The sequence below is a fragment of the Pelagibius sp. genome (genome assembly GCF_965249265.1).
Taxonomy (GTDB): domain Bacteria; phylum Pseudomonadota; class Alphaproteobacteria; order Kiloniellales; family Kiloniellaceae; genus Pelagibius.
In genome coordinates, this window is sequence record NZ_OZ252224.1 from 957,493 (window position 1) to 969,276 (window position 11,784).

The 11,784-nt window shown below is 62.7% G+C and carries 11 protein-coding genes and 1 tRNA gene; 9 read left to right on the forward strand and 3 right to left on the reverse strand.

Translation table 11 applies throughout. The features are described 5' to 3' along the window. The 3 genes from ACP146_RS04705 to ACP146_RS04715 all read left to right on the forward strand — a co-directional run bounded on the left by ACP146_RS04705 (nt 1) and on the right by ACP146_RS04715 (nt 4,135). The gene (locus ACP146_RS04705) at nt 1-1,293 is read left to right on the forward strand and encodes an adenylosuccinate synthase (RefSeq protein WP_422365606.1); all 1,293 of its coding nucleotides are present in this window, start codon (nt 1-3) and stop codon (nt 1,291-1,293) included. 208 nt (nt 1,294-1,501) lie between these two features. After that, nucleotides 1,502-3,541 carry a hypothetical protein gene (locus ACP146_RS04710; RefSeq protein ID WP_422365607.1) on the forward strand — a complete coding sequence of 680 codons (2,040 nt, stop codon included), beginning with the start codon at nt 1,502-1,504 and terminating at the stop codon, nt 3,539-3,541. A gap of 12 nt (nt 3,542-3,553) precedes the next feature. Further along, nucleotides 3,554-4,135, forward strand: coding sequence for a hypothetical protein (locus tag ACP146_RS04715; RefSeq protein WP_422365608.1), 582 nt, complete (start codon nt 3,554-3,556; stop codon nt 4,133-4,135). Nucleotides 4,136-4,164: 29 nt separating this feature from the next. Here the strand turns inward: ACP146_RS04715 and rpoH are convergent, their stop codons facing one another. Together rpoH and ACP146_RS04725 are read right to left on the reverse strand one after the other, a co-directional pair. Continuing rightward, nucleotides 4,165-5,049, reverse strand: a complete 885-nt coding sequence (gene rpoH / locus ACP146_RS04720) for an RNA polymerase sigma factor RpoH (protein WP_422365609.1) — start codon at nt 5,047-5,049, stop codon at nt 4,165-4,167. A 177-nt stretch (nt 5,050-5,226) separates the two neighbouring features. After that, nucleotides 5,227-6,204: an RluA family pseudouridine synthase gene (locus tag ACP146_RS04725; protein ID WP_422365610.1), complete on the reverse strand. Its 978-nt coding sequence runs from the start codon at nt 6,202-6,204 to the stop codon at nt 5,227-5,229. A 45-nt stretch (nt 6,205-6,249) separates the two neighbouring features. On the opposite strand from ACP146_RS04725, the gene ACP146_RS04730 reads away from it, so the two are divergent. The 5 genes from ACP146_RS04730 to ACP146_RS04750 all read left to right on the forward strand — a co-directional run bounded on the left by ACP146_RS04730 (nt 6,250) and on the right by ACP146_RS04750 (nt 9,818). Then, nucleotides 6,250-6,549, forward strand: a complete 300-nt coding sequence (locus ACP146_RS04730) for a hypothetical protein (protein ID WP_422365611.1) — start codon at nt 6,250-6,252, stop codon at nt 6,547-6,549. A gap of 40 nt (nt 6,550-6,589) precedes the next feature. Next, nucleotides 6,590-7,642 (forward strand): threonine aldolase family protein, encoded by a 1,053-nt coding sequence (locus ACP146_RS04735; protein WP_422365612.1) that lies wholly within the window; start codon nt 6,590-6,592, stop codon nt 7,640-7,642. Nucleotides 7,643-7,644: 2 nt separating this feature from the next. Next, entirely contained in the window at nt 7,645-8,307 is a 663-nt protein-coding gene (locus tag ACP146_RS04740; RefSeq protein ID WP_422365613.1) for an NUDIX hydrolase, read from the forward strand. A 139-nt stretch (nt 8,308-8,446) separates the two neighbouring features. Continuing rightward, nucleotides 8,447-8,522 (forward strand) — tRNA-Glu (locus ACP146_RS04745). Nucleotides 8,523-9,176: 654 nt separating this feature from the next. Beyond that, nucleotides 9,177-9,818: a toxin-activating lysine-acyltransferase gene (locus ACP146_RS04750; protein ID WP_422365614.1), complete on the forward strand. Its 642-nt coding sequence runs from the start codon at nt 9,177-9,179 to the stop codon at nt 9,816-9,818. A 59-nt stretch (nt 9,819-9,877) separates the two neighbouring features. Here ACP146_RS04750 and ACP146_RS04755 read toward each other — a convergent pair whose 3' ends face one another. Then, nucleotides 9,878-10,480 carry a hypothetical protein gene (locus tag ACP146_RS04755; RefSeq protein ID WP_422365615.1) on the reverse strand — a complete coding sequence of 201 codons (603 nt, stop codon included), beginning with the start codon at nt 10,478-10,480 and terminating at the stop codon, nt 9,878-9,880. Between the two features lie 81 nt (nt 10,481-10,561). Between ACP146_RS04755 and ACP146_RS04760 the strand changes: the two genes are divergently transcribed. Next, nucleotides 10,562-11,734: a hypothetical protein gene (locus tag ACP146_RS04760; RefSeq protein WP_422365616.1), complete on the forward strand. Its 1,173-nt coding sequence runs from the start codon at nt 10,562-10,564 to the stop codon at nt 11,732-11,734. Nucleotides 11,735-11,784 lie beyond the last annotated feature (50 nt).

Genomic DNA, 11,784 nt, shown 5'->3' on the forward strand with positions numbered 1-11,784 from the left:
ATGGCAAACGTGGTGGTCGTCGGCTCCCAATGGGGGGACGAGGGAAAAGGCAAGATCGTCGATTGGCTGTCTGAGCGCGCGGATGTGGTGGTGCGCTTTCAGGGTGGTCACAACGCCGGCCATACCCTGGTCGTCGGCAGCGAAGTCTACAAACTCTCTCTCTTGCCCTCAGGCGTCGTGCGCCAGAACAAGCTGTCGATCATCGGCAACGGCGTGGTGGTCGACCCCTGGGCGCTGGTGGAGGAGATCGACCGGCTGCGCGCCCAGGGCGTCGAGGTCACGCCGGAGTTCCTGAAAGTCTCGGAAGGCGCAACCCTGATCCTGCCCATGCACGGCGCCGTGGATCGTGCACGCGAAGCGGCGAGAGGCGAGGGCAAGCTGGGCACCACGGGTCGTGGTATCGGCCCGGCTTATGAGGACAAGGTCGGCCGTCGCGCGGTGCGTTTTTGCGATCTGGCGGACCCTGATCTGCTGCGCCAGCGGGTCGACGGGCTGCTGCTGCACAACAACGCCTTGCTGCGCGGCCTCGGCCAGCCGGAGTTCACCGCGGAGGAGGTCGTGGAAGGCCTCCTGGCCTTGGCGCCGCGCATTCTGCCTTTTGCGGACCGGGTGTGGCAGCGTCTCGATGAAGCCCGGCGCGCGGGCCGCCGCATTCTTTTCGAGGGCGCGCAGGGCGCCATGCTGGATGTCGATCACGGCACCTATCCCTTTGTGACGTCGTCGAACACCATGGCCGGCAATGCCGCTGCGGGTTCCGGGACCGGACCGGATACCATCGACTTCGTTCTCGGGATCACCAAGGCCTACACCACCCGTGTCGGCTCCGGCCCCTTTCCGACCGAATTGGACGATGCCACGGGGGAGCTGCTTGGCGAGCGCGGCCATGAATTCGGCGTGGTGACGGGACGCAAGCGCCGCTGCGGCTGGTTCGACGCTGTCATGGTCCGTCAGGCGGCGAAGATCGGCGGGATCACCGGCATTGCGCTCACCAAGCTCGATGTGCTGGATGGCATGGAGGAGCTGAAGGTCTGCGTCGGCTACGAGATCGATGGCGAGAAGCGGGACTATCTGCCCGCCGCCCAGTCCCGTCAGGCGCGGGTCACCCCGGTCTACGAGACCATACCCGGCTGGGCGGAAAGCACCCGGGGGGCTCGCTCCTGGGCCGATTTGCCGGCCGCGGCGGTGAAGTACATCCGCCGCGTCGAGGAACTGATCGAGGTGCCTGTGGCCCTGCTGTCCACATCGCCGGAACGCGATGACACCATTCTGGTGCGTGATCCCTTTCTCGATTAACCCCAGATAGAATGTTGATGCCCGGTGACTCAGGGGGAAGATCCCGGAAATCCCGGCGTTCGAGCATTCGCCGCCATCGCGCCTTAACGAACTCTTTGCCTTATCCCGCGTAACTTTACGGCTGGAATCGGGCCATAGCGCCCGTTTCACGCGGCCGTGCCAGATAACTGGCGGGCCGGATTGAACGCGGGCCAGATCAGCGACGGCAATGAGCAGTAAAACCGAGGAAAGCGGGCAGGGCGCTCACAACGACGGTAGCCACATTATGCTGGCCGACCGCTACCGCCTGCATCCCGAATCGCCCCTGGCCGAGTTGAGTTCGCCTGACGTGCCGGCCTTTACGGTGACGGACGAAAGGGGGACGCCCAAGCCACTGTTCGCACTGGTCTGCCGGCAGGGTATTGGTGCGCGTACCGAAGTGCTGGCGCAGTTTTCGCGCTTCCGCCGCCTGCCGATGCTGAATCCGGTCCGCCACGGTGTGGTTTACTGGCCACCCTCCCGCGCCCGCCGCTTCGTGATTGTCTTCGAACAGCCCGAGGGCGAAAGAGTTCTTCCCAGCCCGGATGCGACGATCGAGCCCTGGCGCGAAGACCGTGTGGTGCGCTGCGTGGTGCAGCCTCTGACGCCGATGCTGAAAGAACTGAGCGACCGTATCCTGTCTCACCGGTCGATCAGAGCGGACAATATGTTCTTCGCGGACCCCAGCCGTGAATCGGTGATCATGGGGGAGTGCTTCAGCGGGCCGCCCGGGCTTACGCAGCCGTACTACTACGAGCCCATCGACAGCGCCATGGCGATGCCCGAGGGTCGCGGGACGGGTACGCCGGCCGATGATTTCTATGCCCTCGGCGTTATGATGCTGGTGCTGCTTTGCGGGGGCAACCCCGTCGCCGATCTCACCGAAGAGCAGGTGGTCGAAGACAAGATCAGCAGGGGCTCCTATGCCGCCCTCGTGCGCGACACGCGCTTGTCCTTGCCCATGGTGGAGGTGCTGCGCGGCCTGCTCTGTGACGATCCGGACCAGCGCTGGCGGTATGAAGACCTCAACATGTGGCTGAACGGCCGTCACCTCAGTCCCAAGCAGGCGCTCTTGCCCCCGAAGGCCGCGCGGGTCTTTGAGTTTGATGAGGTCGAGTATCTGAATGCTTCGGCCTTGTCGCAGGCGCTGGGCCGCAAATGGGCCAAGGCGCTGCTGGTCATCAAGAAGCCCGGCCTGGAAAGCTGGGTTCGGCGGTCTCTGGCCGATGATCAGAAAGCCGATGGCGTGCGCCTCTCGACCAAGGCCGCCTCGGGTGGATCCGGCGCCCGAAGCTTCGTTGACGACCGATTGCTGTCACGTGTCCTGATGACCCTGGATCAAAGGGCGCCGCTTCGATACAAGACGGTCTCGGCGCGGCTGGATGGCCTGGCGCAGGCTTTCGCGGTGACCTATCACGACAAGGACATGCGCCAGACCTTCACCGAGATTTTCACGCAACGTCTGCCACAGACCTGGATCGAAAATCAGCCGGCGCTGCGGCCTGAACTGGCGGTGCTTCGGCGGCTCTACGACACCGTCGCTCTGACCTTGTCCAAGCAACGCATCGGCTATGGCGTGGAGAAAGCTCTCTATGTCAGCAACCCCACCTGGCCCTGTCAGAGCCCGCTGTTGAAAAACGATTATGTGGTCGAACTGGAAGATCTGCTTCTGGCGCTCGAGCGCGTGGCGGATCAGGAGGGGCTGGAGCGAAGCCCGGTCGATCCGCATATTGCCGGCTTTGTTTCCGCGAAGATGAAAGCCTCAATAGAGCAGGCGCTCAGTGAGTTGGGAAGCCCCGGCGATCCTTCGGTATTCAATCTGGGGGTTTTGCGCCTTCTGGCCGACGTGCAGCGCGCCGCCGGACCGTCGCGCGTTCCGGGTTTGGCGATCTGGTGCTGCGCCCTTTTGAAGCCTGTGGTCGAGGGCTTCCGCAACCGCACCCGTCGCAAGCAGATGGCCGATACAGCCGCCAAGCTGGCCGCAAAAGGTAACCTGACGATCCTTCTGGCCCTGATCGACGACCCGGACCGCAAGGCGGCGGACGAACTCGGTTTCCAGAAAGCCAAAGAAGACTTCGCTGCCTTGGTGGAGCAAGCCAACTGGCTCCGTGGCGGCGGCATGACCTCGCCCGCAATCGTCAGGCATCACGCCCGTGAGGCCTCGAGCATCGTGTCTTCCGTGATCGCCGGGGTCGCCTTGATCGGCATCACTCTGTCCGCAGTGTTTTAGCGGGGGGCGGGCATGGCAAAGAAGGTGAAAGCCAAAAAGGCAGTGAGGAAACCGGCGCCTCTGAAGCCCTGGGTCAAGGTCCTGGTGCTCATCATGCTGTTTCCCTTTGCCGCCCTGCTGCTGCCGACGACCTTGGTATTCGCCACGATGATGGCGCCCACCTGGGTTGCCTACATCACCGACCGCTCTCGAGAAAAGCATCTGGCCATCACTGTCGGTCTGCTGAACTTCAGCGGCACGCTGCCGGCCATCATCGATCTCTGGTCGCGCGGACAGAGCCATAATGCCGCGATGGCGCAGCTCGGCGATGTTTTTGTCTGGGTTGTGGCCTATGGAGCGGCCATGGCCGGCTGGGTTCTCTTCGCCATCATGCCTTCACTGGTCGGCAGCTATTTCAAGATGACAACCGACAACCGGATCAAGAACCTGGCGGAGCGGCAAAAAACCCTCATCGACGAGTGGGGCCATGCCGTAGCCACGGGCTCCGGAATGGCCTCTCCCGACCAGATCGATGAAGACGAGGAAATGGAAGACGAAGACGATTCCGCAGAGGTCACGGAAGCCGAACTGGTTGAGCCCGCACAGGCGAGCTGAGCCCGCCCCGTGGCTTTCGCGGTCGACCCTTAGCTTATCGCCAGACGCTCTTCGATCGCGGCGTTACGAATGGCCCGCTGCAGCTTCTCAAAGGCCCGAACTTCGATCTGGCGGACCCGCTCGCGGCTGATGCCGTATTCCTGAGACAGATCCTCCAGTGTCGTCGGATTGTCCTTCAGGCGGCGCTCTTCAAGAATGCGTCTTTCGCGTTCGTTGAGGTTCGCCATTGCCGCCTTTAGCAGGGTACGGCGCTTGCCCAATTCCTCGGATTCTGCCAGCAGGCTTTCCTGATCCTCGGTGTCGTCCACCAGCCAATCCTGCCACTCACCGTCGCCGTCGATGCGCAGCGGTGCATTCAGCGAATGGTCCGGGGCTGCGAGCCGGCGGTTCATCGAGACCACGTCCTGTTCCGGCACGCCAAGGGTTTCGGCGATCTTGGAGACGTTCTCCGGGTGCAGGTCGCCCTCTTCCATTGCCTTCAACTGGCCCTTGAGCTTGCGCAGATTGAAGAACAGTTTTTTCTGGGATGCCGTGGTGCCCATCTTCACAAGCGACCAGGAGTGCAGGATGTATTCCTGGATTGCGGCGCGGATCCACCACATGGCGTAAGTCGCCAGACGGAAGCCGCGCTCAGGATCGAAGCGCTTGACCGCCTGCATCATGCCGACGTTGCCTTCGGAAATCAGCTCGGACAACGGCAGGCCGTAGCCGCGGTAACCCATGGCAATCTTGGCAACGAGGCGGAGGTGGGAGGTGACGAGCTGGTGCGCCGATTCGGTATCGCCGCGCTCACGCCAGGCTTTCGCCAGCATGTACTCCTGATCCTGTTCCAGCATCGGGAACTTGCGGATCTCCTGCAGGTAACCCGAGAGATTACCTTCAGGGACGAGAACAGGGACTTTTGCAGCGGCCATGATACACTCCGAATTTCGCGGTAAGCGCGATCAGCAGAATAACTATAGAACCTTTATGAGTGTCGGTTTCCGCAAAAACCCGGCTTTCGCCCAGCTTTCAAGGCTGACACTGCGCAGTATAGCATGGATCCCCCGTCTGCGGCGATATATGACTCATTTGGTCATATATAGATGGAACTATTCCAAAGACTCGATCAAGCTACACATATCACTTGGTAATTCGCTCTCGAATTGCAAGGTCTCAGACTTCACAGGGTGGTGAAAGCCCAGAGTTCTGGCGTGCAGGGCCTGGCGGCCCAGGGCGGCGAGGGCGGCCTTCGCCGGTTCGGGCAGTTCCGCCAGCCGTTTGCCGCTGCCGCGTCCGTATTGCGGATCGCCCAACAGGCCGTGGCCGGCCTCGGTCATGTGGACACGGATCTGGTGGGTGCGGCCGGTCTTCAGGCGACACTCGACCAGGCTGACCGCGCCGTTTTGAAAGCTCCGCAGCACTTTGTAGCCGGTTTCCGCCGGCCGGCCGCCGCGGCTCAGAACCGCCATTTTCTTACGGTTTCGCGGGCTGCGGCCGATGTTGCCGGTCAGTTTGCCCTGGTGCGGAACCGGCCGGCCCCAGACCAGCCCGAGATAGGAGCGCTCAACACTGCGGTCGGCGAACTGTTCCACCAGGCTGCGATGGGCGGTTTCGCTCTTGGCCGCCACCATCAAACCGGAGGTATCCTTGTCGAGACGGTGCACGATGCCCGGCCGGCGCTCGCCGCCGATCCCGGTCAGGCTGTCGCCACAGTGGGCGATCAGGGCATTGACCAGGGTGTTGTCGGGGTTGCCGGCGGCCGGATGGACAACCAGCCCGGCGGGTTTGTTGAGGACGATCAGGTCTTCGTCCTCGAACAGGATCTCCAGGGGTATCGCCTGGGCAGCCAGGGGGGCCTGGACAACCTCGGGAACCGTCACGACCAGGTGCTGCCCCGCCTTCACCTTGGTCGACGCCGCGCTTGCCGCGGCGCCTTCCAGACTGACCTGCCCGGCGTCGATCAGCGCCTTGAGGCGGCTGCGGGAGAACTGGGGCAGGGCCTCGGCCAGCAGACGGTCGAGCCGCTTGCCCGAGGCTGCGTCGTCCACGGTGACCTCATGTCGCTCTTGACCCTTCTGCCCGGTCATGCTTCCTCGCTCCTTTGACGCCCAATAAGCCTGAGGCCTCCGTCGATGCAAGCTTTGAAGTTCCTCGTCATTTTCATGGCCGTCCTGATTGTGGCGGGTATGGGCCTTCTGGCCTATGGCCTGATCAGCCGGGGCGGCGGCGGTGGCAGCAGCGGCGATAGCTTCGCCGAGGTCGAGGTGCCGCTGCCCGAGGGCTGCACCATCGCCGAGACCGAGGTTGCCGAGAACCGCCTGATCCTGCGTTTCGACGGCTTGGCGGAACGTAACTGCCAGCAGGTGGTGGTGATCGATATGGAAAGCGGTAAGGTGCTGGGACAGGTGCGCGGCGTACCAGGAGCCCCATAGGGGCCCGGCCACAAGAGCCGGCAAGAGAAAGACGACAGCAATGGGCAACTTCGCATCCGATAACGTGACCGGCATCTCGCCGCAGATCATGGCGGCTCTGGCAACGGCCAACGAGGGTACGGCGATGCCCTATGGCGACGATGCGATAACCCAAGGGTTGCGGAATCGTGTCTCGGAGGTTTTTGAGCGTGACTGCGCCGTCTTTCCGGTGGCGACAGGCAGCGCTGCCAATGCCCTGGCGCTGGCCACGCTGGTGCCGCGTTATGGCGCCGTCTACTGTCACCGTGAGGCGCACATCAACGTCGATGAGTGCGGCGCGCCGGAGTTTTTCACCAGCGGCGCCAAGCTGGTGGCGCTCGACGGTCCCCGGGCCAAGATCGACGCTGCTGCCGTGGAAGCGGCGATCGACGGCGTCGGCGACGTACACCGGGTGCAGCCGGCGGCTGTCTCCATCACCCAGGCCAGCGAATTGGGCGCGGTCTATACGCCCGATGAAGTGTCCGCGCTGAGCGATTTGGCGAACCGTCACCGCCTCGCCCTGCACATGGATGGCGCCCGTTTCGCCAATGCCCTGGTGACACTGGGTTGTGCCCCGGCTGATATCACATGGCGGGCCGGGGTCGATGTGCTGACCTTGGGCGCAACCAAGAACGGCGCCCTGGCGGCCGAGGCGGTGATTTTCTTCGATCCGGCGAAGGCGGGGGCGTTCGAGTTTCTCCGCAAGCGCGGCGGTCATCTTTTCTCCAAGATGCGCTTCGTTTCGGCCCAGCTCGAGGCCTATCTGACCGATGGTCACTGGCTTGAAAATGCCCGCCATGCCAACGCCCTGGCGAAGCGTCTCGCCGAAGGCCTTGCGGACTTGCCGGGTATCGAATTGCTCAATCCCGTTGAGGCCAACGAGCTGTTCCTGGCGTTGCCTGACGCGGTTGTCGAGGGACTCGAGGCCCGGGGGTTTCGGTTTTACAGCTGGGGCAAGGTGGGGGAAAAACAGGTTCGGTTGGTCACCGCTTTCAACACCCGGCCGGAAGATGTCGAGGCCTTTATTGACGCTGCTGTCGCGCTGACGGGTGCAGCGGTTCGCGCAAGCGCCTGAACATGACGTCTGAGGAAAGAGGCGCGCTTGAGACGCCCACGGAGGCCGGCGAACCGCCTTGGCTTGCCTGGGCAAGGCGTCTTCAGGCGCTCTCGCAGAGCGGCTTGTATTACTGCGAAGACGCTTTCGACCGGGAGCGTTACGGCGAGGTCGCCCGCATCGCCGCGGAGATCATGGCCCGGCACAGCAGTGTGGCGGCAGAGCAGGTCGAGCGGTTCTTCAGCGCAGAGGTCGGCTATGCCACGCCCAAGACCGATCTGCGCGCCGTGGTGCTGCGGGAGGACAAGCTGCTGTTGGTGCGTGAGCGCAGCGACGGCCTATGGTCGCTGCCCGGCGGTTGGGCCGATGTGGGGGAGACGCCGGCGGCCTGCATCGAAAAGGAGGTCTGGGAGGAAGCGGGCTTTCGCAGCCGCGCGGTGAAGCTGCTGGCGTTCTATGATCAACGCAGGCGCGGCGCCAAACCCCACCCGCTGCACACCTACAAGGCCTTCTTCCACTGCGAGATCACCGGTGGCGAGGCCCGGCCCAGCGTCGAGACCTCCGAGGTCGGGTTCTTCGCCGAGCACGCGCTGCCGCCGCTCTCCACCGGTCGGGTCACGGCCGAGCAGCTGACCCGTATGTTCGAACTGCTGCGCAACCCGGACTTGCCCGCCGATTTTGACTGATCCGGCCGGCGGCGGTGCCCGGTTGTAAGAGTGCCGGCCCCCAGGCCCGGGGACCCCGCCGCCGAAACCCGCGCAGCGCGGCGATCGGGGCTTGCCTTCCCCCGGATCTTGGGCTACACCACCGGCCTTCCGGCCATTGGTCCCCTTCGTCTAGTGGCCTAGGACGCCGCCCTCTCACGGCGGAAACAGGGGTTCGACTCCCCTAGGGGACGCCAGGAACTCTCCAAGCCATTGATAGCTTTGTGAAGCGCCGCGTTTCCGATCGCACAAGGTCGCGACGGTCTCTGTTGTCCTGGGGTCCGGAATGCGCGGGCATCGATGCAATGATTTTCCTGTGATGCTGCGCCGCTTCGCCGCGCCTTAAGCGGGTCGGTTGCCTCTCTGCGTCTTCGCGCCCAAGGGTGTCAGTTTTGGATCGCATGATCTGAAAAGTTGTGCTACCTTTGATTGATTGATGGGGAATGCACACGCTGTACCGGAGGGGGTCGCAAATGCGGTCAGCAGGCAAGTTCAATGCTTCTCTTGTTCTCGGTGCCGCCGGGGAATCACCGCAGCGCTTCCTGCGACTCCTCTCGATACGGAAATATGCCGTTATTTATCATGGAGATGGGGACGAGTGCCCCGGCTCAAAGCTCCTGTGGCCTCAGCACAGGAGGATGGGATGAATTTCCGGCAGCCGTTTGCCGGCGCTGTATCGAGCCATCGAGAAGCGGCAACTTCAGGTTTTCTCTGCTCTATCGCACCAGGCGCGGCCCGACCGGGCAGGTGTTTGGCGTTGTCATGCCCTGTCGCGGGTGCAGGAGGCATGGCGCGGAAAACCCGCTGTGTTGTGCAGGAAAACGGCTGACTTGTAAGGAGTAGGCAGGAGCATGGCGAAAGAGCAAGGTCAGGCGGCGCGCAAGGCCGCAGCGGCGATGGCAGGTGCGCTGAAGGCAGAGGCGGCGGCATCCACCGCCGCGGTTAAGGGCAAGGCGTCCGACGACAGGAAGCCCGAAGGCGCGGAAAAGACCGGGCAGAAACGCTCCCCGGACCAATTGCTGCGGGCGGCCTTCGCGCAGGCCTCTCAGGTTTTCGGCCAAGCGGTCTCCATAATGATGCAGTCGCCCCAGCACCGCCATCTGCTGCTGAGCGACTTGGAATGGCGGGTGATTCCGCCGATCGCGCTTCAGCAATACCGCCTGGTACAGCGCAACGGCACCCCGGCCGGCTTCGTCTCCTGGGCCTTTGTCAGCGACGCGGTCGAACAGCAACTGCAACAGCCCGACTTCCGCCTGCGCCCGCAGGACTGGAAGTCCGGCGAGCGCGTCTGGATCGTTGACGTCGTCGCCCCGCCGCAACAGGCCCCGGTCTTGATCGAGAAGGTAAAGGCGGAACTCTTCAAGGACCGCGAGGTAAAGTTGCGGAACGGGTTGGTGGCGGAGCCCCAGCGCCGAGAGACCTCAGACGGCGCGAAGGCGCCCGATTCAACAGAGTCTTACGAAGGCACGCCGGTGGTGGGGGACGTGTTGTGATCGGCGCATTTCGCTTAGCGGCGTGGAGTTGAAGGTCGATGCGGTGTGGGGCAAGACCTCTAAACGGGCTCTCTCAAGGGCGCCATATGCGTCACACCAACCATGACCTCAAGCGCCAAGGTGGCGGCGATCCCCGGCGGCAGCACCCCTTTGGTCTGGTTTATCAGGAGCACGATGGCCAGGACGACGGCTTTGGCCATGTCCGCGGCTTCCAATCCGTGATCGGCGAAGATCTGCTCGATACCGTCGCGCAGTCGCGGGCAGGCATTCGGCGACCACTCATGCGGGTAGTGTCTTTCCGGGACCGATATCGGTGGAAAGGGCGACCCGCCGACCGCCTCGGCGGTTCGCGCGGTTACCTCCGCAGGGTCAGGCAGGTCGGCTGCGCCCGCGCCGGCCTTTACGGCACCTTCTCTAAGGATATCCCAAAGCCCGACTTGGCCTCTGGCGTGGTCGCCAAAGAGAAGGCCGCTGGTCTTTTCGCTGACCACCCAACCGCTTTCCGGCAGTTCCGGCTCGGCCGCGCGCAGGGCCGACTCGCCGGCCAAAGCAGCGGCGGCCCCGATGATGGTTTCCGCGTGCACACCCCGCTCGTTGCGATAGCAGGTGATCAGGAATTTCAGGATGTCGGAACTGGCTGCGGCAACGGCGGGCGGAATCATGACAGGCACTTTCATAATGTTCGTCGGCAAGGCGATCTCGCCGTCGATATGTAGTCGCTAATAAAGGAAATGGGAAGCTTGGTGGCGGAGAGCACGTTAACGACGGTTTTTGGTTGGTGGGATTGGGATGCCGAAACGCCGGCCCTGGTCAACCGCGTAACTGGCGAACGCGTCGCTTTCCGCGGCAAGTTTGGAGATCCGGATCTGGTCCCCTCGGACGAAACCTGGCTGCGCTTCGACTACGAACACCCGGAACTGAGCTTTCCATTGCTTGTGGAAGAACGCCAGGCGGAAGAGAGACTCGAAAAAGGTCTTCCAGCTTGGCGGCTTGACTACCAACGCTCCAGCCACCTATGGAGGCGCGAGTTTGAGGGTGAGACACGTCGACCTATTTATGGTGCTTGGCGACGCGTCGATGATTGCGTAACCGATGCGCTATCTTGTTGGCCGGAAAGCGAATACGATCGGAATGGTCGAGCATCGTATGTTTGTTTTGATGGCGGTTGGCTGAATGGTGACTGGGATGAAGCGGTGTCGCGTAGAGAGACGCGGTTGGCCACCCCCGCGAAAGAGCAACCGAACGGCGATGACTACAATCCATGGCTTTTTCCAATGGATGCAGTACCGCCGAGCCGCTTTGACTTCTACGATCTTGTCCTGCGGCGCAACGGACCGGAGAATTGGAGTATCGATAATCCGGTGCTTTTGGATGGTCTGAGGTTCGAGGATCCAGAGCTCCGCTACGGACCAAGCTTACCGGCAAACACGCCCTTGAAGGGCCTTGATGGCCGCACGGCCTATCTTCTTTCGGAGGATAGCACACGTGTTCTCTATCCATACTTTGGCGATACCAAGAGGCGCTCCGATTCGGGTCACTGGAAGCCACACTTTTCGCTGATCTATGTGGACAACGAACTTCTATTGACGGGCCTCGCAAAGCCGATCGCCCCAAGCCGCCGACCTGTCGACTGGACATTCAGGTTCTATAACGAAGGCTTCTACTTTCGGTCAGACTCTGTCGACGCGGCGTTTCATATCAACTCCCGCCATCCTCTTCCATCCATTCCGTCGCGCGCGCTTTGGCTGCGATCCCGTTGGGCGATCTTGGACGGCTTTAGCTGTTGGGAGGGCAGTAAGGCAAGGAGTCCCGACTGGTTACCGGAACTCGAGTTGGTAGCCGCGTCTGGAATTCAAGTCGCTTTGGGGTACCGCGGCGGTCAGTGGGCTGCGCCGCTAATGACAGCGCGCTTTTGAACTCATCAAAATTCTGGGGGAAAGCAAATGAGTGGAGACGATTTCAGTGG